We start from the raw sequence: 23024 nt of genomic DNA, 5'->3' as shown, positions 1-23024 counted from the left end.
CCATGGTATCGCATTCCGGCCTCCTCACCGTCATGGAACGCGCCGCGCGCAAGGCCGGCTCCAAGCTGCGCCGCGACTTCGGCGAAGTCGAACATCTTCAGGTCAGCCGCAAGGGGCCGGCCGACTTCGTGTCGAAGGCCGATCAGCAGGCTGAAAAGACCCTGGTGGAAGAGCTTCAGAAGGCACGTCCCGACTGGGGCTTCCTGCTGGAAGAGGGCGGCGTGATCGAAGGTGATCCCACCAAGCCGCGTTGGATCATCGATCCGCTCGATGGCACCACCAACTTCCTTCACGGCATCCCGCACTTCGCCATCTCGATCGCGGTCGAGGAGCCTCTCTTCGGCGGTAACAAGCGCGAAGTGACCACCGGCCTCATCTATCAGCCGGTCACCGACGAAAGCTACTGGGCGGAAAAGAGCCGGGGCGCCTGGCGGCATGACCAGCGCCTGCGCGTGTCGGCCCGTCGCGATCTGGCCGATTGCGTCATCGCCACCGGCATCCCGTTCATGGGCCATGGCAATATGGCGGAATGGACCCGCATCTTTGGCGCGGTGGCCCCATCGGTCGCGGGCATCCGTCGCTTCGGCGCGGCCTCGCTCGACCTCGCCCATGTCGCCTCCGGCCGCTATGACGGCTATTGGGAAAGCGGGCTTCAGCCCTGGGACGTCGCCGCCGGCCTGCTGCTGGTGCGTGAGGCGGGCGGCTTTGCCAGCGACTTCCGCGGCGGCGACCAGCCCATCGAGCGCAAGGAAGTGATTGCCGGCAACGACGCGATCCACAGCAAGCTGCACAAGCTGGTGGCCGGCGCGCTGCGCTGATCCCAATATCTGGCGAGTCGTTTCAAAGGGTCGCTGCCGGGGCTGTCGCAGGACGTCACCCTGGCAGCGGCCCTTTTTCGTGTCCGGCGATGATGAAGAGTTTCTGCGGCGTTGCATCGCCGCAAAGTGTGCATCTGTTGTGCGTCGGGCGTGCCACCGGTGGATCGAAAGCGCGCAGTCGAGAACGGCTTTTTTCCAGGATGTGCAGAAGCATTTGATAGCGGTCAAATGCCGGTTTTCAGGCGCTTTCCATCCCAAGTGGCGGCGTGTTGAGAAGGCTGATCGCGCGGCGCGCGCGGCCATCCTCAAAGCTCCGCTAAGTGGCGGATTTCTTGCGAATCATTCTCACGCCCCTGGCCCCTTGCTTCGCATGTGCAGCGGGCCTAAAGCGCCCCCAACAATGACAATTTGTCCCAGGGGATAACATTGGTCGATCTCGCCCAATATCTGCCGATCCTGATTTTTCTCGGGATTGCCTTGCTGCTCTCCACGGCATTCGTGTTTCTGCCGATGCTGGTTGGCCGCCTTACCGGCGCGCACAAGCCCGACCCTGCCAAGCTCTCTGAATATGAATGCGGCTTCCCCGCATTTGAAGAGCCGCGTAGCCAGTTCGATGTGCGCTTTTATCTGGTCGCCATTCTCTTCATCATCTTCGATCTTGAAGCGGCGTTCCTGTTCCCCTGGGCTGTAAGCCTCGACCAGATCGGCTGGGCCGGCTGGGCGACGATGATGATCTTCATAGCGGAGCTGGTGCTCGGCCTCGTCTATGCGTGGAAGAAGGGAGCACTCGATTGGGAGTAGAACTCTATAATCCGGCGCCCGGCACCTTGCCGCCCGTTGGAACCCAGCCCGACCAGGCCTTTTTTGACTCGCTGAACAGCGAAGTGAATGACAAGGGCTTCCTGATCACCTCGACCGAGGAGCTGTTCCAGTGGGCCCGTACCGGCTCGCTGTGGTGGATGACCTTCGGCCTGGCCTGCTGCGCTGTGGAGATGATCCACGTCAACATGCCGCGCTATGACATGGAGCGTTTCGGTGCCGCACCGCGCGCTTCCCCGCGCCAGTCGGACGTGATGATCGTCGCGGGCACGCTCTGCAACAAGATGGCCCCTGCGCTGCGCAAGGTCTACGACCAGATGTCCAACCCGAAATATGTGATTTCGATGGGCAGCTGCGCCAATGGTGGTGGTTACTACCATTATAGCTATTCGGTCGTTCGTGGCTGTGACCGCATCGTGCCGGTCGACATCTATGTGCCGGGTTGCCCGCCGACCGCCGAAGCCTTGCTCTACGGCATCATGCAGTTGCAGCGGAAGATCCGCCGGATCGGGACGATTGAGCGTTAATATGGGCCATTCTGCACCCAAGATCGTGAACCCTGAGGGCATTGCCGAGGAAATCGGCGCGCTGCTGGGTTCGATGCTGATCGAAACCATCGATCATGCTGATGAGCTGACCTTCATTGTTGCACGCGATGATCTGGCCAATGCCATGATCGCGCTGCGCGACATGGCGCATTATCAGCAGCTGATGGAAGTGGCCGGCATCGACTATCCGGAGCGTCCGGAACGGTTCGAAGTCGCCTACCATCTGCTCAGCGTCACGCGGAACCATCGTATCCGCGTGAAGGTATCGACCGATGAGGATACGCCGGTTCCTACCGTGACGCACCTCTGGCCGGTCGCCGGCTGGCTGGAGCGCGAAGTGTTCGACATGTATGGCGTCGTGTTCGACGGCAATACCGACCTGCGTCGCATCCTGACGGACTATGGTTTCAAAGGGCATCCGCAGCGTAAGGACTTCCCGCTGACCGGCTATGTCGAGCTGCGCTATTCCGAAGAGGATAAGCGGGTCGTCTATGAGCCGGTGAAGCTGGCGCAGGACTTCCGCAGCTTCGACTTCATGTCGCCGTGGGAAGGGGCGCAATATGTGCTTCCGGGCGATGAAAAGGCTGCCGCGTCTGCCGCCCCCGCTGCACCTGCCGCCGCTCCCACCCCCAAGGTGACGGAGAAGAAGGGCGTGAGCGGGGCAGGGGAGCCAACCGACAGCGCGGCGAACAAAAAGTCTGAGGACAAGGCCTGATGTCCGACTATCTCGAAAAGATGGATCATGTCACCGACGCCGCTGACCCGGCCTATGGCGACACGGAAATCCAGAATTACACGATCAACTTCGGTCCGCAGCATCCCGCGGCCCACGGCGTGCTGCGTCTGGTCATGGAACTGGACGGCGAAATCGTCGAGCGCTGCGATCCGCATGTTGGCCTGCTGCATCGCGGCACCGAAAAGCTGATCGAGTACAAGACCTATATGCAGGCGCTGCCCTATTTCGATCGGCTGGACTATTGTTCGCCGCTCGGCATGGAGCATAGCTATGTTCTGGCGGTCGAAAAGCTGCTGAACCTGGAAGTGCCGCTGCGCGCGCAATATCTGCGCGTGTTCTTCGCGGAACTGACCCGCATCTGCAATCACATGCTCAATCTCGGCTCGCACGTCATGGACGTCGGCGCGATGACGCCGAACCTGTGGCTGTTCGAAATCCGTGAGGATTGCCTCAACTTCTTCGAACGCGCGTCCGGCGCCCGCATGCATTCGGCCTATTTCCGGCCCGGCGGCGTGCATCAGGACGTGCCGCTCAAGCTGCTGACGGACATTGCCGAATGGCTCGACACCCGTTTGCCGCGCCTGTTCGAAGACGCGATGAGCCTGGTAGTCGACAACCGCATCTTCAAGCAGCGTAACGTCGACATCGCCATCGTCAGCAAGGAAGACGCGCTGAAATGGGGCTTCTCCGGCCCTATGCTGCGCGGCTCGGGTATCGCCTGGGACGTGCGCAAAGCGCAACCTTACGACGTTTATGACCGCATGGACTTCGATATTCCGGTCGGCACCGCCTATGACTGCTATGACCGTTTCATGGTCCGCGTCGAGGAAGTGCGCCAGTCCGCGCGCATCATGAAGCAGTGCCTGAACGAAATGCCCGAAGGGCCGATCGCCAGCTTCGACCGCAAGGTTTCGCCGCCCAAGCGTGGTGAAATGAAGCGTTCGATGGAAGCGCTGATCCACCATTTCAAGCTCTACACCGAGGGCTTCCACGTCCCCGCAGGCGAAGTCTATGTGGCGACCGAAAGCCCCAAGGGCGAATTCGGTGTCTATCTGGTCAGCGACGGCAGCAACAAGCCCTATCGCTGCAAGGTCCGCCCGACCGCCTTCAGCCATCTGCAGGCGATGGACTTCCTGATGAAGGGCCACATGCTGGCCGATACAACCGCTGTCCTGGGCGCCATGGACATCGTGTTTGGAGAATGTGACCGCTAATGGCTGACGCAGTTCATATCCCGGACGAGGCTGAAACCCGTGCGCGCTGGGGCGCGTTCGAGTGGACCGCCGAAAATGCCGAACAGGCCAAGAAGGTCATCGCGCGCTATCCCGCCGGTCGCCAGCAGTCGGCGGTGATGCCGCTGCTCGATCTGGCCCAGCGTCAGGTCGGTGCGGAAACGCAGACCAACGGTTGGCTGCCCGTGCCGGTGATGGAATATATCGGGCGTCAGCTCGATATGCCGTACATGCGCGTCTACGAAGTCGCGACCTTCTACACCATGTATAACCTTGCGCCGGTCGGCCGTTATCATGTGCAGGTGTGCGGCACGACGCCGTGCATGCTCCGCGGTTCGGACGATGTCTTTTCGGCATGCAAGAACAAGGGGCTGGTCAAGGGCGGTACGACCCCCGACGGCCTGTTCACCCTGACCGAAGTCGAATGCCTTGGCGCCTGCGCCAATGCGCCGATGGTCCAGATCAACGACGATAATTTCGAAGATCTGACCTATGACAGCATGAGCGCGATCCTGGAAACGCTGGCTGCTGGCGGTCAGCCCAAGATCGGCCCGCAGATCGATCGTCAGACCAGCGCGCCGGAAGGTGGCCCGACCACTCTCAAGGCAATGGTCACCGAAAATCACGACTATCGGGGGGATTGGGCATGACCGACGCACCCGCACCGGCGGCACCGCCGCCCTTCGTTGGTCCGCTGACCGACAAGGACCGCATCTTCACCAACATCCACGGCTTCCAGGATTGGGGCGTCGACGCGGCCATGAAGCGCGGCGATTGGGATAATACCAAGAAGCTGATGGAAATCGGCCAGGATGGTATCATCGACATCATGAAGGCGTCGAACCTGCGCGGCCGTGGCGGCGCTGGCTTCCCGACTGGCCTGAAATGGTCCTTCATGCCCAAGGAAAGCAAGGACGGTCGTCCCAGCTTCCTGGTCATCAACGCCGACGAATCCGAACCGGGTTCGTGTAAGGACCGCGAAATCATCCGCCACGATCCGCATAAGCTGATCGAAGGCGCGCTGATCGCCGGTTTCGCGATGCGGGCGCGTGCCGCCTACATCTATATCCGCGGTGAGTTCATCTATGAGGCGAAGGTGCTCTTCGCCGCCGTCGAGCAGGCCTATGAAAAGGGCTTTATCGGCAAGAATGCCTGCGGATCGGGCTATGATTTCGACGTGTTCGTCCATCGCGGCGCGGGCGCGTACATCTGCGGCGAGGAAACCGCGCAGATCGAAAGCATTGAGGGCAAGAAGGGCCAGCCTCGTCTGAAGCCGCCTTTCCCGGCAGGTGCGGGTCTTTATGGTTGCCCGACCACCGTGAACAACGTCGAGAGCATCGCGGTCAGCCCGACGATCCTGCGGCGCGGTGCGGCCTGGTTCAACGGCTTTGGTCGTGAGAACAACCGCGGCACCAAGCTGTTCCAGATCAGCGGCCATGTGAACAAGCCCTGCGTCGTCGAGGAATCGATGTCGATCCCGTTCCGTGAACTGATCGACCGCCATTGCGGCGGCATCCGTGGCGGCTGGGACAATCTGCTCGCGGTCATTCCGGGCGGGTCGTCGGTGCCGCTGGTTCCTGCGAAGGAAATCATGGACGCGCCGATGGACTTTGACGGCCTGCGTGCGCTCGGCTCCGGCCTCGGCACTGCCGCCGTCATCGTCATGGACAAGTCGACCGACATCGTCCGCGCCATTTCGCGTCTCTCCTACTTCTACAAGCATGAGAGCTGCGGCCAGTGCACGCCGTGCCGCGAAGGCACCGGCTGGATGTGGCGGGTGATGGAGCGTCTGCGCACCGGCGACGCCGACCAGAGCGAAATCGACATGCTGTTCCAGGTGACCAAGCAGGTCGAAGGCCACACCATCTGCGCGCTTGGCGACGCGGCGGCATGGCCGATCCAGGGGCTGATCCGGCATTTCCGTCCGGAAATCGAGCGCCGGATCAACGAGAACAAGGGTAGTGCCCCCGTCATGGAGGCAGCGGAGTAACCATGCCGAAGGTCAAAGTAGACGGCGTAGAACTCGAAGTCCCGGCGGGCGCCACAGTCCTCCAGGCTTGCGAGCAGGCGGGGAAGGAAATCCCCCGTTTCTGCTATCATGAGCGCCTTTCCATCGCGGGCAATTGCCGCATGTGCCTGGTCGAGGTGAAGCCTGGGCCGCCCAAGCCGCAGGCGTCGTGCGCGCTTCCGGCCACCGAAGGCCAGGAAATCCGCACCGACAGCGAAATGGTCAAGAAGGCCCGCGAAGGGGTGATGGAGTTTCTGCTCATCAACCACCCGCTGGATTGCCCGATCTGCGACCAGGGCGGCGAGTGCGACCTGCAGGACCAGTCGGTCGCCTATGGCCGTGGTTCGTCGCGCTATGACGAAAACAAGCGCGCCGTCACCGAGAAGAATATGGGTCCGATCGTCAAGACGGTCATGACCCGCTGCATCCAGTGCACCCGTTGCGTGCGCTTTGCAGAGGAAGTCGCGGGCGTGCCGGAAATCGGCGCGATCTATCGCGGCGAGAATATGCAGATCACCACCTATCTCGAACATGCCGCCAAGAGCGAGTTGTCGGGCAATGTGGTCGATCTCTGCCCGGTCGGCGCGCTGACCGCCAAGCCCTATGCTTTCGAAGCGCGTCCGTGGGAACTCAAGAAGACCCATGCGATCGACGTGATGGACGCGCTCGGCACCAACATCCGTCTCGACAGCCGTGGTCGTCAGGTGCTGCGCGCCGTGCCGCGCATCAATGATGACGTGAACGAGGAATGGGCATCGGACAAGACCCGTCACAATGTCGACGGTCTGGTCCGCAAGCGTCTCGACAAGCCGTTCGTCCGCAAGGATGGCAAGCTGGTTCCGGCGACCTGGGCGGAAGCCTTTGCCGCTGTCGCCGCCGTCCAGCATGGCGGCAGCGTCGCGGCGATCGCCGGCGACCTGCTCGACTGCGAAACCATGTTCGCGGGCAAGGCGCTGGTCGAAAAGCTCGGCGGTTCGCTGCTGGAAGGCCGTCAGACCGGCCTGTCCTATGATGTGTCGAGCCTGTCGTCGGTGGTGTTCAACACGCCGCTCGCCGATCTTGAAACCGCGGACGTCATCCTGCTGGTCGGCACCAACCTGCGCTGGGAAGCGCCGCTGGTGAATACCCGCATCCGCAAGGCGATCAAGAAGGGCGCGAAGGTCTTCGCCGTCGGTCCCGAATTCGACCTGACCTACAAGGTAGAATGGCTGGGCAATGACGCGTCGCTGCTGGCCAAGCTGCCGGAAGCCGTGCTCGAAGCCTTCAAGGGCGCTGCCCGTCCGGCGATGATCGTCGGTGGCGGCGTGCTGGCCAAGGACGGCGCGCATGGCGACACGCTGGCGCTGGTCGAGACGCTGGGCCTGATCAAGGATGGCTGGAACGGTTACAATGTCCTGCACTTCGCGGCGGCCCGCATGGGCGGCCTGATGCTGGGCTATGCGACCAAGGGCGGTATCAAGGCGGTGGCGGAAGCCGCGCCCAAGCTGCTCTTCTCGCTGGGCGCCGACGAAGTCGACTATTCGGCCTTCGGCAGCAGCTTCAAGGTCTATGTCGGCCATCATGGCGACAAGGGCGCGCATGCGGCGGACGTGATCCTGCCGGGCGCAAGCTATGCCGAAAAGGCGGGCACCTACGTCAATCTGGAAGGCCGGGTGCAGTTCGGTGAAAAGGCCGTGTTCGCGCCGGGCGACGCCCGCGAGGACTGGTCGATCCTGCGCGCCCTGTCGGAAGCGGTGGGTGCCAAGCTGCCGTTCGACAGCTTCGACGCGCTGCGCGCCGAAATGGTCAAGGCGGTTCCGGCGCTGGGCGTCGAAGGCATCGCCGACTATGGCTGGTCCGTTCCTTCGCTGCCCACCGGAGCGACCGGCGAATTCGGCTCGCCGATCAAGGATTTCTACCTCACTAACGCCATCTGCCGCGCCAGCCCGACGATGCAGCAATGCTCGGCCGAGCTGATCCATGGCGTTGAGTTCGCGGAGGCCGCAGAGTGACCGCTTTCTTCCAAGGCCTGGGCCTGCCGTTCGAAGGCGCCTGGCTGCTCTCCACCGTCATTGGCATTCTGGTCATCGCGCTGCCGCTGATGCTGGCGGTTGCCATGATCATCTATGTTGACCGCAAGATCTGGGCCGCCATGGCGCTGCGCCGTGGTCCCAACGTTGTCGGCCCGCTGGGTCTGCTCCAGTCTTTCGCGGACGGTCTGAAGGTCTTCCTTCAGGAAACCATCGTTCCTTCGGCGTCGAACAAGGCCCTGTTCCTGATCGCGCCGATCATCACCTTCACCGTCGCGCTGATGGCCTGGGCCGTCATCCCCTTCGGCGTTGGTGTGATGGTGTCCAACATCAATGTCGGCCTGCTCTACATTCTCGCCATCTCGTCGCTCGGCGTTTATGGCGTGATCCTGTCGGGTTGGGCATCCAACTCCAAATACCCCTTCTACTCCGCGATCCGCGCCAGCGCGCAGATGATCAGCTATGAAGTCTCGATCGGCTTCATCCTGATTACCGTGGTCCTGTGGGCTGGCAGCTTCAACATGTCGGCGATCGTGGAAAGCCAGAAGGGCTATTACGGCTTCGTCAACGGCAACTTCATCAACCCGTTGCTGTTTCCGATGGCGATCATGTTCCTGATTTCGGCTCTGGCGGAAACGGCGCGTGCGCCGTTCGATCTGACCGAAGCGGAATCGGAACTCGTCGCGGGTTACCAGACCGAATATTCGTCCATGGCCTTCGCGCTCTTCTGGCTTGGCGAATATGCCAACGTCATCCTGATGTGCGGCCTGAACGCGATCCTGTTCTGGGGCGGTTATCTGCCGCCGTTCGACTGGGCGCCGCTTTACTGCGTGCCGGGTATCATCTGGCTGCTGCTCAAGATGGCCTTCTTCTTCTTCGTCTTCTCCTGGGTGAAGGCGACGGTGCCCCGCTACCGCTATGACCAGCTGATGCGGCTGGGCTGGAAAATCTTCCTGCCGACGTCGCTGTTGTTCGTCTTCCTGGTTTCGGGCTTCCTCATGCTGACAAGGTATTCGTGACATGAGCCTTGGCTATTACGTCAAAAGCTTCACCCTCTGGGAGTTCGTGAAGGCGCATTGGTTGACCTTGAAGTATTTCTTCAAGCCCAAGGCGACGATCAACTATCCCTATGAGAAGAACCCGATTTCGCCGCGTTTCCGTGGTGAACATGCGCTGCGCCGCTATCCCAATGGGGAAGAGCGCTGCATCGCGTGCAAACTGTGCGAGGCCATCTGTCCGGCGCAGGCGATCACCATCGAGGCGCAGCCGCGCGACGATGGCAGCCGCCGTACCACGCGCTATGACATCGACATGACCAAGTGCATCTATTGCGGCTTCTGTCAGGAAGCCTGCCCGGTGGATGCGGTCGTGGAAGGCCCGAACTTCGAGTTCGCGACCGAAACCCGCGAGGAGCTGATCTACGACAAGGCCAAGCTCCTGGAAAACGGTGACAAGTGGGAGCGTGCTATCGCCGCGAACCTTGCCGCTGATGCACCCTATCGTTAAGCCGCCGGCGTCAAAGGGAATATGAACCTGTGATCCACGTCCTCGCCTTCTACCTGTTCGCCATTTTGGTGGTGAGCAGCGGCGCGCTCACGATATTGTCGCGCAACCCGGTCCATTCGGTCCTCTGGCTGATCCTGGCCTTCTTCAACGCTGCCGGTCTGATGATCCTGCTCGGCGCCGAATTCATCGCGATGCTGCTTGTCATCGTCTATGTCGGTGCGGTCGCGGTGCTGTTCCTGTTCGTCGTCATGATGCTCGACATCGACTTCGCCGAACTGCGCGCCGGTTTCGTCAGCTATCTGCCCTTCGGCCTGCTGATCGCGGCGGTGCTGCTGGCGGAAATCGTCCTTGGCATCGGCCTGTGGAGCGTCGGTCCGATCGAACTGGCGCAGCGTGCCGCGCCGGTTAACCCGGAACTGAGCAATATCCAGGCGATCGGTGGCCTTCTCTACACCCGCTATATCTTCCTGTTCGAAGCGGCAGGCATTGTCCTGCTGGTTGCGATGATCGGTGCGATCGTCCTGACGCATCGGGCACGGGGTGGCGTGAAGGGCCAGAATGTCGCCAAGCAGAACCGCCGTCGTCCGCAGGACGCCGTGCGCAACATCAATCAGCCCGTAGGGCAGGGGGTGGAGCTGTGATCGGCCTTCAACATTATATGGTGGTCAGCGCCATCCTCTTCGTGATGGGGGTGCTGGGCATCTTCATCAACCGCAAGAATGTCATCATCATCCTGATGGCGATCGAGCTGATCCTCCTCAGCGTGAACATCAACCTCGTCGCCTTCAGCGCCTTCCTGGGCGATTTGGTGGGCCAGGTCTTCTCGATGTTCGTGCTGACCGTCGCGGCGGGTGAAGCGGCCATCGGCCTCGCCATCCTCGTCATTTACTTCCGTGGTCGCGGCACCATCGCCGTCGACGATGTCAACCGGATGAAGGGCTGAGCCTCCTGACATGATTCAGTATATCGTCCTTCTTCCGCTGCTGGCTGCTGCCATTGCCGGCCTTGGCAACAAGGCCCTTGGCAAGCTGCCCGCAAAGATCGTCACGACCGGCGCGCTGTTCATTGCTTGCGCGCTGAGCTGGGTGACCTTCATTCCTTTCCTGACCGGCCATGCCGAAGCGACGGTGACGCCGCTGTTCACCTGGATCGAAAGCGGCAGCTTCGATGCCCAGTGGGCGCTGCGCGTCGATACGATGACGGCGGTCATGCTGGTGGTCATCACCAGCGTTTCCAGCCTCGTCCACCTCTATAGCTGGGGCTATATGGACGAAGAGCCGGATCAGCCGCGCTTCTTCGCCTATCTCTCGCTCTTCACCTTCGCGATGCTGATGCTCGTGACCGCGAACAATCTGCTTCAGATGTTCTTCGGCTGGGAAGGCGTGGGTCTGGCCTCGTACCTGCTGATCGGTTTCTGGTTCCGTAAGCCGAGTGCAAACGCGGCCGCGATTAAGGCATTCGTTGTCAACCGCGTCGGCGACCTTGGCTTCATGATGGGTATTTTCGGCACCTATCTGGTGTTCAACACCATCTCGATCCCGGAAATCCTGGCCGCCGCGCCTTCGATGGCCGGTTCGACCATTGGTTTCCTCGGCTATCGTTTCGACACCATGACCGTGCTCTGCCTGCTGCTGTTCGTCGGCGCCATGGGCAAGTCGGCGCAGCTTGGCCTGCACACCTGGTTGCCGGACGCGATGGAAGGCCCGACCCCGGTGTCGGCGCTGATCCACGCGGCGACCATGGTCACCGCCGGCGTCTTCATGGTCTGCCGCCTGTCGCCCATGTTCGAAACGTCGGAAACGGCGATGCATGTCGTCACCTATGTCGGTGCCGCGACCTGTCTGTTCGCGGCTACCGTCGGCACGGTGCAGACCGACATCAAGCGCGTGATCGCCTATTCGACCTGTTCGCAACTGGGCTATATGTTCTTCGCGGCGGGGGTTGGCGCCTATGGCGCGGCGATGTTCCACCTGTTCACGCACGCTTTCTTCAAGGCGCTGCTGTTCCTGGGCGCCGGCTCGGTCATCCATGCGATGCACCATGAGCAGGACATGCGTTATTATGGTGGCCTGCGTAAGAGCATCCCGATCACCTTCTGGACGATGACGCTGGGCACCCTTGCCATCACTGGCGTCGGTATCCCGCTGGTGGGCGTCGGTTTTGCCGGCTTCTATTCGAAGGACGGCATCCTTGAAGCGGCCTTCGCGGCCGGTGGCCCGGGCGTTGGCGCCTATTATGTCGGCGTGTTCGCCGCGCTGCTGACCAGCTTCTACAGCTGGCGCCTGGTGTTCCTCACCTTCTTCGGCAAGCCGCGCTGGACCCAGTCCGAACATATCCAGCATGCGCTGCATGACGCCCATGGCCATGGTCATGACGATCACGGCCATGACGATCATGCGCATGCCGCCCATGATCATGGTCACGGTCATGACGATCATCATGCCCATGATGCAGGCGATGGCACGGGCGGGTATCACCCGCACGAAAGCCCGCTGGTCATGCTGGTGCCGCTGCTGGTGCTCAGCCTGGGGGCGGTGTTCGCCGGCTTCGTCTTCCACGACCAGTTCATCGGTCCGGAAGGTGGCGTGGAATTCTGGAAGGGCGCGCTCTTCTTCGACAGCCACCTGATGCATGCGGCGCATGAAGTGCCGACCTGGGTCAAGTTCGGTCCGTTCACCGTGATGCTGACCGGTCTGCTGATCGCATGGCTGGCCTACATCAAGAATACCGACTGGCCGCAGCGCTTCGTCGCGACCTTCGGTGCCCTGTACCAGTTCCTGCTGAACAAGTGGTACTTCGACGAGCTGTACAACTTCCTGTTCGTCAAGCCTGCCTTCGCCATCGGGCGCTTCTTCTGGAAGTTTGGTGACGTCGGCTTCATCGACCGCTTCGGCCCCAACGGGCTGGCTGCTCTGGTCGTGCAGGGCAACAAGATCACCCGTCGGCTTCAGTCCGGCTACCTCTACACCTATGCGCTGGTGATGCTCATCGGGCTCGCCGCGGCTGCAACCTGGGCGATGACACGATAATGGACGGCTTCCCCATCCTTTCCCTGATGATGGCAGTGCCGATGGCCGGGGCCATCGCCTGTCTCTTCGCAGGCGCCAGTGGCGCGCGCTGGATAGCCCTGATCGCCACGCTGGTCGATCTGGTGCTGGGCATCGCGCTCTGGGTGAATTTCGACCAGGGCGGGCTGCAATGGCAGTTCCAGGAATATTATCCCATCTTCGGGCGCTTTGCCTGGGCGCTGGGTATCGACGGCATCGCCCTGATGCTGATCGCGCTCACCGTCTTCCTGATGCCGATCTGTATCGGCGCAAGCTGGGAAGCCATTCAGAAGCGTGTGCCGGAATATATGGCGGCGTTCCTGCTGATGGAGGTGCTGATGATCGGCGTCTTCGCGGCGCAGGATCTCTACCTCTTCTACATCATGTTCGAAGCCGGCCTGATCCCCATGTATCTGGTGATCGGCATCTGGGGCGGCGCGGATCGTATCTACGCTTCGTACAAATTCTTCCTCTACACGCTGCTCGGCTCGGTCCTGATGCTGATCGCGATGATGTGGATGGTGCATGAAGCCGGCACGACCGAAATTCCGGTCCTGATGGGCTATAATTTCGATCCGCATGTCCAGACCTGGTTGTGGCTCGCCTTCTTTGCCAGCTTCGCGGTGAAGATGCCGATGTGGCCGGTCCACACCTGGTTGCCCGACGCGCACGTTCAGGCGCCGACCGCCGGTTCGGTCATTCTGGCTGGCGTGCTGCTGAAGATGGGTGGCTATGGCTTCATCCGCTTCTCGCTGCCGATGTTCCCGGAAGCCTCGGCCCAGTTCGCCTGGCTTGTCTGGGGTCTGTCGATGGTCGCGGTGGTCTATACCAGCCTCGTTGCCCTCGTTCAGTCGGACATGAAGAAGCTGATCGCCTATTCGTCGGTCGCGCATATGGCGATCGTGACCGTCGGCCTGTTCGCCTTCAATCAGGCGGGCATCGAAGGGTCGATGATGGTCATGCTGGGCCATGGTCTGGTGTCGGGCGCGCTGTTCCTGTGCGTCGGCGTCATCTATGACCGCCTGCACACCCGTGAGATCAACCGCTATGGCGGCCTCAGCATCAACATGCCCAAATATGCGGTGCTGTTCCTGCTGTTCACGATGGCTTCGGTCGGTCTGCCGGGCACGTCCAACTTCGTCGGCGAATTCCTGTCGCTGATGGGCATCTATCAGGCTTCGAGCTGGGTCGCGCTGGTCGCCACCACCGGCATCATCCTGGGTGCGGCCTATATGCTCTACCTCTATCGCCGCATCTGTTACGGCGATCAGGTGAATGCCGATGCCGCCGCGATGCCCGACCTGTCGGTGCGTGAAATCGCTCTGCTGGCACCGCTGGCTGCGGCCACCCTGTGGATGGGCGTCTATCCCGAGAGCTTCCTGGCTCCGATGCGCGCCGACATCCATGCGCTTGAAGCGCGTCTCGCCCCTGCGGCTCCCGCAGGAGATTCCAAGATCAAGATGGGTGCGCCCAAGCCTGCGGGCGAGGGCCATCACGAAGAAGCTGCCGCGCACGGGGAGGCGCACTGATGATTGACTCCGCTTCCCTTCTGGCGGTCCTGCCGGAACTCACCCTGACGGCGGGTGGCCTGATCCTGATGCTTGTCGCCGCTTTCGGCGGTGACAATTCGGCCCGGCTGGTAAACTGGCTCTCGGTTCTGGTCCTGATCGGTGCGGGTCTGGCTCTGCCTTGCTCGCTGGCTCACGGCCCGGACGCCTTTGACGGTCTGGTTCGCGCCGATGCTTTCTCCGCCTTTGCCAAGGGCCTGATCTATGTCGCGGCCGCCGCCGCGATCCTGCTGGCCCCGCGCTTCTTCTCGGTCGGCGGGCGTCCTCGCCCCGAATACCCGGTGCTGATCCTGTTCGCCGCCATCGGCATGGGCATGATGGTGTCCGCGGGCGACCTGCTGACGCTCTATGTCGGCCTGGAGATGAACAGCCTTGCCTCCTATGTGCTGGCCAGCTTCATGCGCCAGGACGAACGCTCTTCCGAAGCGGGCCTGAAATATTTCGTGCTCGGTTCGCTGGCGAGCGGCATCCTGCTCTATGGCTCGGCGCTGCTCTATGGCTTCACCGGCACCACCGCGTTCGATGGTATCGCGGTTGCCATGGGCGACGGCGTGTCGAAGGGCGAACTGTTCGGCCTCGTCTTCCTGCTGTCGGGTCTGGCATTCAAGATCAGCGCCGTACCGTTCCACATGTGGACGCCCGACGTCTATGAAGGTGCGCCGACCCCGGTAACCGCCTTCTTCGGCAGCGCGCCCAAGGTCGCTGCGATCGGCCTGACCGTTCGTGTCGCGATCGAGGCGCTGGGTCCGGCCGGTCTGGACTGGCAGCAGATCGTGATCTTCGTCGCGCTGGCTTCCATCCTGTTTGGCGCGGTTGCGGCTATCGGCCAGACCAACATCAAGCGCCTGATGGCCTATTCGTCGATCAACAATGTCGGCTTCGCGCTGGTCGGTCTTGCCGGCGGCACGCCCGCCGGTGCTGCTGCGACGATGAGCTATATGGCGATCTATGTCGTCATGACCATCGGTGGGTTCGCCTGCATCCTGCAGATGCGCGATGCGGACGGCAAGCCGATCGAGGCGATCGCAAGCCTCGCTGGCCTGTCGCAGTCGCGCAAGGGACTGGCCGCAGCGCTTGCCATCTTCATGTTCTCGATGGCCGGTATTCCGCCGCTGTTCGGCTTCTGGGCAAAGTTCCTGGTGTTCGACGCCGCCGTGGCTTCGGGTCTGACGGCATTGGCCGCATTCGGTATCGCAATGTCGGTGATCGGCGCCTTCTATTATCTCAAGATCATCAAGACGATGTATTTCGACGAGCCGACCATCAGCTTCGAAGCGAAGGGCGGCGCGGTTGAGAATGTCATCCTGACGGCCTGTGCCGTGGTGATCCTGCTGGGTTATCTGCTGAACCCCGTACTGGATCAGGCGAGCGCTGCCGCTGCGGCGTCGCTCTTCTGACAAATCTTCTCTTCGTAGAGGAAACCGGCTCCACCAATGCGGACATGTTCGCATTGGTGGAGCAAGGTGTATCGGAGGGCTGCTGGCTGCGCGCCGGCCGCCAGACCGGAGGACGGGGCCGCTTGGGCCGCGTCTGGGAAAGCCCGACCGGCAATCTCTATTGCTCCACGCTGGTCCGGATCGGCACGCACGATCCGCTGCCGCATACGCTGGCGCTGGTCGCCGCCAATGCGGTCCACGCGCTGGTCGCGCCACTCTGCGCCGGACAGGCGCGGATCAAATGGCCCAATGACATATTGGTCGATGGCGCCAAGATCGCCGGCATCCTGTTGGAGCGGGTTGGCGACGCCATCGTCATCGGCATCGGCATCAATGTGACCGATCATCCCACCGATCTGGATCGCCCCGTGACCAGCCTGTTCGGGCAGGGGAGCAAGGATGCGGAGGCTGGCGCGCTGCTCGAACGGCTGGCGCAGCTTTTTGCCCATTGGCTCGGCATCTGGCGGGCGCAGGGGCTCGATCCCGTTCGCGCCCATTGGTTGCTGAATGCTCATCCTATCGGCACCGCCATGCGGGTGGTTCAGCCGGATGGCGAGGTGGTCGAGGGCCAGTTCGATACGCTCGACCGGCAAGGCATGTTGATCCTGCGCTTGGCGAATGGCGATAGCCGTGCCATTCACGCCGGCGACATCATTCTGACCTGAAGGACGGGCCATGCTTCTCGCGATCGACGCGGGCAACACCAATGTCGTTTTTGCGCTGCTCGACGGGCGGGACATCCGCACGCGCTGGCGGATCGCGACGGACCCGCGCCGCACGGCGGACGAATATGCGGTCTGGCTGCACCAGCTTCTCCAGCTGGAGGGTTATGCGATGGCCGATGTCGATGCCGTCATCATCGCTACAGTGGTGCCGCGGGCGCTCCATAATCTTCAGGTGCTGGCCGACAAATATTTCAAGACCACGGCCCTTGTCGCGGGACAAGCACCGGTCGACTGGGGCATCGAACTGGACGTGGCGGAGCCGGCGTCGGTGGGGGCGGACCGGGTTGTAAACGCCATCGCCGCCCACCATCTTTATCCGGGCGATCTGATCGTCATCGATTTCGGCACGGCGACCACATTCGACGTGGTGGATTATAGCGGCGCTTATAAAGGCGGCATCATCGCAGCGGGGATCAACCTGTCGCTGGATGCGCTGGTCGCGGCGGCGGCGAAGCTGCCCAAGATCGCGATCGAGCCGCCGGAGAACCGGTCGGTCATCGGGCGCACCACGGTCGATGCGATGCAGATCGGTGTATTCTGGGGCTATGTGGCCATGATGGAAGGGCTGGTCGCGCGGATTCGCGCGGAAATCGGCCGCCCGGCCAAGGTAATTTCGACGGGCGGCCTGGCCGTCCTTTTTGACGACAATAGTGATATTTTCGATGCGATCGCGCCGGACCTGACCATTCAGGGATTGGCGCTGTTGTACGAACGGAGTTTGAGAACATAATGATACCCAAGGATGAGCTGCTCTTTCTAGCCCTGGGCGGGTCGGGCGAGATCGGCATGAACGTCAATCTATACGGTTGCCAGGGCAAATGGGTGATGGTCGATCTGGGCCTGACCTTTGCCGATCCGGCCTATCCGGGCGTGGAACTGGTCCTGCCCGACCTGTCCTTCATCGAAGAACGCAAGGACGACCTGCTCGGTATCGTGCTGACGCATGGGCATGAAGATCATATCGGCGCCATCCCCTATCTGGCCGCCGATCTGGGCGTGCCGCTCTATGCTACGCCCTTTACCGCAGGTCTGATCCGGCTGAAGCTGGAGGAAGAGGGCCTTACTAAGGACGTCAAGCTGCACGTCATCGAGAATGAAGGCAGCTTCAATCTCGGCCCGTTCGGCTTCCGTTATGTGCCGTTGGCCCATTCGATCCCGGAGGGCAATGCCGTCCTGATCGACACGCCGCATGGCCGCATCTTCCACACCGGCGACTGGAAGCTGGACGAGCAGCCTTTGCTTGGCCAACCGTCGACCCCGGCGGAATTGACCGCGATCGGCGACGAAGGCGTGCTGGCGCTGGTGTGCGACAGCACCAATGTCTTCAACCCCGAAGCCAGCGGCTCCGAAAGCGACGTGCGCGAAGGGCTGATGCAGACTATCGCCAGCGCCAAGGGGCGCGTGCTGGTGACGACCTTTGCGTCGAACGCCGCGCGCGTGCAGACGCTGGGCGAGGTAGCGGTGGCCACCGGGCGCAAGCTGTGCGTTGCTGGTCGTTCGCTCGATCGGATCATCAGCACCGCCAAGGCGGCGGGCTATCTGAAGGACTTTCCGCCGATGATCGATTGGGACGACGCCATGGCGTTGCCCCGCAGAGACGTGATGATCGTGGCCACCGGCGGGCAGGGTGAGGCGCGGGCCGCACTATCGCGCATCGCGTTCGACAGCCATCCGATCAAGCTGGCGGAAGGCGACACGGTCGTCTTTTCCTCCAAGCAGATCCCCGGCAATGAAATCGCCATCGGCCGCATCCAGAATGCGCTGGCGGCCAAGAATATTCTGATGGTCACGGACCGGCAGGCCGAAGTCCATGTGTCGGGCCATCCCGGCCGTCCGGAACTGGAAGCGATGTATCGCTGGATACGGCCCGAAATCCTTTTGCCGGTCCATGGCGAGCGGCGGCATATGGCGGAGCAGGCGCGTCTGGGCCTTGCCAGCGGCCTGCGCCATGCGGTGGTCCAGTCCAATGGCGATGTGCTGCGCCTTGCGCCGGGTACGCCGCAGATTATCGGTCAGGAAGATACCGGCCGGCTGGTGCTGGACGGCGACGTCATCCTGCCGGCTGACGGATCGACCATGAACGAACGGCGCAAGCTGGGCCTGCATGGCCAGATCAGCGTCGCCGTGGCGATCGACCGCAAGGGCAAGCTGATCGGCGATCCGGCGCTGCGCACGCAGGGCGTGCCGGTGGAAGAGGATAAGGCGGCATTTCTGGCGGAGGCGGCCGATGAGGCTGCTGCCGTGATCAGCAAGGGATCGATGGAAGACGATGCTCTGCGGGAGCGTGTCCGCCTCGCCGTTCGGCGCACCGCGACCCGCTGGACGGGCAAGAAGCCGATAGTGGACGTTTTGCTCATCCGCGCCTAATCAGGTCGTCATGAACTGGTACGCTGTCTTCGCCATCTATTTCCTGATGTGGGTGATCAGCGCCTTCATCATGCTGCCCTTCGGCATTCGCACTCCCGATGAAACCGGGGAGGTGTTGCTGCGGGGACAGGCGGACAGCGCGCCCAGCAATTTCCGGCCCGGCCGGGTGGCGTTGCGGGCGACGATCCTGTCGGCCGCACTCTTCGCCCTCTATTATGCCAATTATGTGCAGGGCTGGGTGACGCTGGACATGTTGCCGGGCTATCATTCGGGGCGATGAGCGCAGTTGTGCGCATCGTTCGGGCGGAGGCCGCCCATGTCGAACGATGGGCGCTGATGCGGCATGCGCTGTGGCCGGACGGGCTGATCGACGAGCATCGGGACGAGATATTGGCGATGCTGCGCGAAGGCGGAGCCGACGCTCTGTCCCTGTTGGCGATCGATGTGGCGGGGGAGCCTATCGGCTTTGCCGAAGCGACGCTGCGGCATGATTATGTGAATGGGTGCGATAGCAGCCCGGTACTGTTTCTGGAGGGCATCTATGTCGAGCCGTCGGCGCGGCTGAGCGGCGCGGCGCGGGCGCTGGCCGATGCGGTGATGGATTGGGGCAAGGGCCGGGGTTGCACCGAAATGGCGTCCGACGCCAATCTGGCCAATCAGGCCAGCCATGATTTTCATGCGGCGATCGGCTTTGTCGAGACGGAGCGGGTCGTCTATTTCCGCCGGATGATCGAATAGATCAGAGCGGCAGGATCGTCACCCGGTCGCCGGAACGCGCTTCGGGCGATCCGGCGGGACGCAGGATCAGGCAATCGGCCTGTGCCATGGCGGCGGTGGCGGCGCTGTCCTGCGAGGTGACGGAAACGATGCCATCCGGACTGCGGAAGGCGCGCAGATAATCGTCCCGTTCGGCGGTGGCCGGGAGCGGCGCGGCTAGTGTGGCTTCACCCGTCAGGGGCAGCGGATGGGCGGCGCCGCAGATATGGCGGACCAGCGGCAGCAGGAACAGGGTGCCGGTTACGAAGGCAGATACCGGATTGCCGGGGAGGCCCAGAAACAGGGCGTCGTTCAGGCGACCGGCCATTAGTGGCTTGCCGGGGCGCATCCTGATCTTCCAGAAATCGAGCGAGCCGCCGGCCTGAAGGAAGGCGGGGCGCACCAGATCATGGTCGCCGACTGACGCGCCGCCGGTGGAGACGATGATGTCGGCCTGTGCCGCCTGTTCCAGCGCGGAGACCATGGCGTCCAGATCGTCGGGCACGATACCGAGGTCGATGACGTCGCAGGGCAGCGTTGCGAGCATGGCGGCCAGCATCGGCGCATTGGACGAGGGCAGGACGCCGGGGGGCGTGGGCAGGCCGGGGGCGACCAGTTCATTGCCGGTGGAAAGCAGCGCGACCTTTGGTCGGGCGACGACCGGCAACTGGCCATGGCCGCCCAGCACGGCAAGGGCGATCTGGGCGGGGCCGAGAGGCGTACCGGCTTTGAGCAGCAGGCTGTCCCGCGCAAAGTCCGATGCGGCGGCGCGGATATGGCGACCGGCGGGCAGGGGATCGCCGCTGGCGGTCAGGCTGTCGCCGTCTCGCGTGGCATTTTCCTGGATCAGGATGGCGTCGGCACCGGCTGGCAAGGGCGCGCCGGTGAAGATGCGCATCGCTTCACCGGGGGCGAGCGGGGCAAGGTCGGCTGATCCGGCGGCGCTTTCGCCTGTGACGCGCCAGGGGCCGGGATGTTCGGCGGCGCGCACGGCATAACCGTCCATGGCGGAGAGGGCGGCCCAGGGCTGGTTGCGCAGTGCCAGCACATCTTGCGCCAGCCAGCGACCGGCTGCCTGAGCGATCGGCACGGTTTCGACCGGAAGGCGGCGGGCAAGGGCGAAGAGTCGCACCTGTGCGTCGGCGACCGGGAGGAGGCTCATGCGGCGCGCCAGTCGCCGGACTTGCCGCCGCTCTTGGCGATCAGGCGGACGCCGCCGATGATCATCCCCTTGTCCAGCGCCTTGGCCATGTCATAGACGGTCAGCAGCGCGACCGAAGCGGCGGTTAGTGCCTCCATTTCGACCCCGGTCTGGCCGGCGGTGCGGGCGGTGGCGGTGACGGTGACGCCGTTGCCATCCAGATCGAAATCGACCGTCACGGCGCTGAGCGCGATCGGGTGGCAGAGCGGGATGAGATCGGCGGTCTTCTTGGCCGCCATGATGCCGGCGACCCGCGCCACGGCGAGGACGTCGCCCTTCTTGACCAGCCCATCCGCGATTGCTTTGGCGGCTTCCCCGCTCATATCGATGCGGCCGGTGGCGACGGCTTCGCGCGCCGTCACCGCCTTGGCACCGACATCGACCATGCGCGCCGCGCCATCCTCGTCCAGATGGGTGAGGCCGGTCATTGCCCGGTCAGGAGGTTATGCGTCGCCGCCTCGACATCGGCCTGACGCATCAGCGTTTCGCCGACCAGGAAGCAGCGGACGCCATGGTCGGCCATGGCGACGAGATCGGCATGGCTGCCAAGGCCGCTTTCGGCGACGAAGGTGCAGCCTTCGGGTGCCTTGCCCACCAGTTCATAGGTGCGGGCGAAGTCGACGGTGAAGTCGCGCAGGTCGCGGTTGTTGACGCCGATCAGGCGCGAGCGGAGTTCGAGTGCGCGTTCCAGTTCGGCTTCGTCATGCACTTCGATCAGGGCGTCCATGCCCAAACCAAGGGCCGCGTCCTCGATCTCCTGCATCTGGCCGTCGTCCAATGCGGCGACGATGATCAGGATGGCGTCGGCGCCGAGTGCGCGGCTTTCCAGCACCTGCCAGGGATCGACCAGGAAATCCTTGCGCAGCACGGGCAGGGCGCAGGCGGAGCGGGCGGCCATCAGATAATCGTCATGACCCTGAAAATAGGGCTCGTCTGTGAGGACCGAGAGGCAGGCCGCGCCGCCGGCGGCATAGGCTTGTGCATGGGCGGGCGGATCGAAATCGGCGCGGATCAGGCCCTTGGAGGGGCTGGCCTTCTTCACTTCGGCGATCAGGCCGAAGCCGGAGCGGGCGGAATCGTCCAGCGCCTTGCGGAAGCCGCGCGGGGGCGTCTGTTCGCTGGCGCGGGCGTGCAGCGCGGCGATGCTGGTCGCGGCCTTGCGACGGACGACGTCCTCGCGCTTGAAGTCGCAGATTTCGATGAGCTTGTTGGTCATGAATAGGCAATCCAGCAATTCAAAAGGGCGTTGGCAAGGCCACGATCGATGGTTTCGGCGGCTTCCTCCACGCCTTCGCGCAGATCATGGGCCGCGTCCGCGACGACAAGGGCTGCGGCGGCGTTCAGCAGCACGGCATCGCGATACGGCCCCGGTTCGCCTTGCAGCAGGGCGCGCAGGGCAGCGGCGTTATGGGCGGCGTCGCCACCCCGGATCGCTTCGACCGGATGGGTCGAAAGGCCGAGTTCGGCGGCGGTCAGGCGGTGCATGGCGACGAGGTCATGGCCCTTCACTTCGGCCATGTCGTTGCCGCCCGCCAGCGACAGTTCGTCCAGCCCTTCGTCGCCGGAGATGATCATGGCGCGATCGACGCCCAGTTCGGCGAGCGCTTCGGCATAGATGGGGACATAGGCCGGGCGGGCGATGCCGACGAGCTGGCGACGGACATTGGCCGGATTGGCGAGCGGTCCCATCAGGTTGAAGATGGTACGCTCGCCGATCGCCTTGCGGATCGGGCCGAGGCGTTTGAGCGCCGGGTGGTAGTTTTGCGCGAAGAGGAAGCAGATACCGAGATCGGTCAGGGTCGCTTCGGCGGTGGCGGCGGCCTTGTCGAGGTCGAGGCCCAGCGCTTCGAGCGTATCGGCGGCCCCGGCCTTGGACGAGGCGGCGCGGTTGCCATGTTTGGCGACGGGGACACCGGCTGCCGCCACGACAAGGCTGACGGCAGTGGAGACGTTGAGCGTGTGATGGCCATCGCCCCCGGTGCCGCAGACGTCGATCGCGCCGGCCGGGGCGCTGACCGGGATCATCCGGGCGCGCATGGCGCGGGCGGCGGCGGCGATTTCGGTCGCGGTTTCGCCGCGTCGGGCCATGGTGACGAGGAAGGCGGCGATATCCTCTTCCGGCAGATCGGCGTCGAACAGCAGGTCGAAGGCCGTGGCGGCGGCGTCGGCGGAGAGCGGTGCGGAAGGATCGGGCAGGCTGGTCATCGCCCTCTGCCTTAGTCGGCGGGGGGCGGCAGTGTCGAGGGGG

The 23024-nt window shown here is 63.1% G+C and carries 24 protein-coding genes; 20 read left to right on the top strand and 4 right to left on the bottom strand.

Annotation, left to right across the window (positions count from 1 at the left end; translation table 11 throughout):
* The first annotated feature begins 2 nt into the window (after nt 1-2).
* The 20 genes from BMY84_RS17730 to aac(6') all read left to right on the top strand — a co-directional run bounded on the left by BMY84_RS17730 (nt 3) and on the right by aac(6') (nt 19557).
* On the top strand, nt 3-818 hold the full coding sequence (locus BMY84_RS17730; protein WP_093085134.1) for an inositol monophosphatase family protein: 816 nt from the start codon (nt 3-5) through the stop codon (nt 816-818).
* A 426-nt stretch (nt 819-1244) separates the two neighbouring features.
* The gene (locus tag BMY84_RS17725; RefSeq protein ID WP_093012011.1) at nt 1245-1619 is read left to right on the top strand and encodes an NADH-quinone oxidoreductase subunit A; all 375 of its coding nucleotides are present in this window, start codon (nt 1245-1247) and stop codon (nt 1617-1619) included.
* A complete protein-coding gene (locus tag BMY84_RS17720; RefSeq protein ID WP_093085133.1) occupies nt 1610-2164 on the top strand; it encodes a NuoB/complex I 20 kDa subunit family protein in 555 nt (184 codons plus the stop codon). Before BMY84_RS17725 ends, BMY84_RS17720 begins: the two co-directional genes overlap by 10 nt.
* A 1-nt stretch (nt 2165) precedes the next feature.
* The gene (locus BMY84_RS17715) at nt 2166-2900 is read left to right on the top strand and encodes an NADH-quinone oxidoreductase subunit C (protein WP_093085132.1); all 735 of its coding nucleotides are present in this window, start codon (nt 2166-2168) and stop codon (nt 2898-2900) included.
* A complete protein-coding gene (locus tag BMY84_RS17710) occupies nt 2900-4135 on the top strand; it encodes an NADH-quinone oxidoreductase subunit D (protein ID WP_093085131.1) in 1236 nt (411 codons plus the stop codon). The genes BMY84_RS17715 and BMY84_RS17710 overlap by 1 nt, the downstream gene beginning before the upstream one ends.
* Entirely contained in the window at nt 4135-4803 is a 669-nt protein-coding gene (locus BMY84_RS17705) for a complex I 24 kDa subunit family protein (protein ID WP_093085129.1), read from the top strand. The genes BMY84_RS17710 and BMY84_RS17705 overlap by 1 nt, the downstream gene beginning before the upstream one ends.
* Nucleotides 4800-6143: an NADH-quinone oxidoreductase subunit NuoF gene (gene nuoF, locus BMY84_RS17700; RefSeq protein WP_093085128.1), complete on the top strand. Its 1344-nt coding sequence runs from the start codon at nt 4800-4802 to the stop codon at nt 6141-6143. The genes BMY84_RS17705 and nuoF overlap by 4 nt, the downstream gene beginning before the upstream one ends.
* A gap of 2 nt (nt 6144-6145) precedes the next feature.
* Entirely contained in the window at nt 6146-8152 is a 2007-nt protein-coding gene (gene nuoG / locus BMY84_RS17695; RefSeq protein WP_093085126.1) for an NADH-quinone oxidoreductase subunit NuoG, read from the top strand.
* Complete coding sequence (gene nuoH / locus BMY84_RS17690) at nt 8149-9189, top strand: NADH-quinone oxidoreductase subunit NuoH (RefSeq protein ID WP_093085125.1); 1041 nt, start codon at nt 8149-8151, stop codon at nt 9187-9189. Before nuoG ends, nuoH begins: the two co-directional genes overlap by 4 nt.
* 1 nt (nt 9190) lies before the next feature.
* On the top strand, nt 9191-9676 hold the full coding sequence (gene nuoI, locus BMY84_RS17685; protein WP_056689625.1) for an NADH-quinone oxidoreductase subunit NuoI: 486 nt from the start codon (nt 9191-9193) through the stop codon (nt 9674-9676).
* A 29-nt stretch (nt 9677-9705) separates the two neighbouring features.
* Entirely contained in the window at nt 9706-10317 is a 612-nt protein-coding gene (locus tag BMY84_RS17680) for an NADH-quinone oxidoreductase subunit J (protein ID WP_093011992.1), read from the top strand.
* Nucleotides 10314-10619 (top strand): NADH-quinone oxidoreductase subunit NuoK, encoded by a 306-nt coding sequence (gene nuoK, locus BMY84_RS17675; RefSeq protein WP_004211745.1) that lies wholly within the window; start codon nt 10314-10316, stop codon nt 10617-10619. The genes BMY84_RS17680 and nuoK overlap by 4 nt, the downstream gene beginning before the upstream one ends.
* Before the next feature lie 10 nt (nt 10620-10629).
* Nucleotides 10630-12705 (top strand): NADH-quinone oxidoreductase subunit L, encoded by a 2076-nt coding sequence (nuoL, locus tag BMY84_RS17670; protein WP_093085123.1) that lies wholly within the window; start codon nt 10630-10632, stop codon nt 12703-12705.
* Entirely contained in the window at nt 12705-14252 is a 1548-nt protein-coding gene (locus BMY84_RS17665; RefSeq protein ID WP_093085121.1) for an NADH-quinone oxidoreductase subunit M, read from the top strand. Before nuoL ends, BMY84_RS17665 begins: the two co-directional genes overlap by 1 nt.
* Nucleotides 14252-15688 carry an NADH-quinone oxidoreductase subunit NuoN gene (gene nuoN / locus BMY84_RS17660; RefSeq protein ID WP_093085120.1) on the top strand — a complete coding sequence of 479 codons (1437 nt, stop codon included), beginning with the start codon at nt 14252-14254 and terminating at the stop codon, nt 15686-15688. Before BMY84_RS17665 ends, nuoN begins: the two co-directional genes overlap by 1 nt.
* Nucleotides 15685-16392 (top strand): biotin--[acetyl-CoA-carboxylase] ligase, encoded by a 708-nt coding sequence (locus BMY84_RS17655; RefSeq protein WP_256215282.1) that lies wholly within the window; start codon nt 15685-15687, stop codon nt 16390-16392. Before nuoN ends, BMY84_RS17655 begins: the two co-directional genes overlap by 4 nt.
* Before the next feature lie 10 nt (nt 16393-16402).
* Nucleotides 16403-17182 carry a type III pantothenate kinase gene (locus BMY84_RS17650; RefSeq protein WP_093085117.1) on the top strand — a complete coding sequence of 260 codons (780 nt, stop codon included), beginning with the start codon at nt 16403-16405 and terminating at the stop codon, nt 17180-17182.
* Nucleotides 17182-18819, top strand: a complete 1638-nt coding sequence (locus BMY84_RS17645; protein WP_093085115.1) for a ribonuclease J — start codon at nt 17182-17184, stop codon at nt 18817-18819. The genes BMY84_RS17650 and BMY84_RS17645 overlap by 1 nt, the downstream gene beginning before the upstream one ends.
* Nucleotides 18820-18829: 10 nt before the next feature.
* Nucleotides 18830-19099, top strand: a complete 270-nt coding sequence (locus BMY84_RS17640) for a DUF1467 family protein (RefSeq protein WP_093085114.1) — start codon at nt 18830-18832, stop codon at nt 19097-19099.
* Nucleotides 19096-19557 (top strand): aminoglycoside 6'-N-acetyltransferase, encoded by a 462-nt coding sequence (gene aac(6'), locus BMY84_RS17635; RefSeq protein ID WP_093085112.1) that lies wholly within the window; start codon nt 19096-19098, stop codon nt 19555-19557. The genes BMY84_RS17640 and aac(6') overlap by 4 nt, the downstream gene beginning before the upstream one ends.
* 1 nt (nt 19558) lies before the next feature.
* On the opposite strand, the gene glp is transcribed toward aac(6'), so the two are convergent.
* Genes glp through trpD form a run of 4 tightly spaced genes read right to left on the bottom strand, consistent with a single transcriptional unit; the run spans nt 19559 to nt 22981 of the window.
* On the bottom strand, nt 19559-20737 hold the full coding sequence (gene glp / locus BMY84_RS17630; RefSeq protein WP_093085111.1) for a molybdopterin molybdotransferase MoeA: 1179 nt from the start codon (nt 20735-20737) through the stop codon (nt 19559-19561).
* A complete protein-coding gene (gene moaC, locus BMY84_RS17625) occupies nt 20734-21204 on the bottom strand; it encodes a cyclic pyranopterin monophosphate synthase MoaC (protein ID WP_093085109.1) in 471 nt (156 codons plus the stop codon). The genes glp and moaC overlap by 4 nt, the downstream gene beginning before the upstream one ends.
* Nucleotides 21201-21992, bottom strand: coding sequence for an indole-3-glycerol phosphate synthase TrpC (trpC, locus tag BMY84_RS17620; RefSeq protein WP_093085108.1), 792 nt, complete (start codon nt 21990-21992; stop codon nt 21201-21203). The genes moaC and trpC overlap by 4 nt, the downstream gene beginning before the upstream one ends.
* On the bottom strand, nt 21989-22981 hold the full coding sequence (gene trpD / locus BMY84_RS17615; RefSeq protein ID WP_093085107.1) for an anthranilate phosphoribosyltransferase: 993 nt from the start codon (nt 22979-22981) through the stop codon (nt 21989-21991). The genes trpC and trpD overlap by 4 nt, the downstream gene beginning before the upstream one ends.
* Nucleotides 22982-23024: the final 43 nt, after the last annotated feature.

This window comes from Sphingobium sp. AP50, from assembly GCF_900109095.1.
GTDB lineage: Bacteria > Pseudomonadota > Alphaproteobacteria > Sphingomonadales > Sphingomonadaceae > Sphingobium.
Note: the sequence above shows the minus strand (reverse complement) of the source record. Positions and strands in the feature narration are given on the sequence as shown.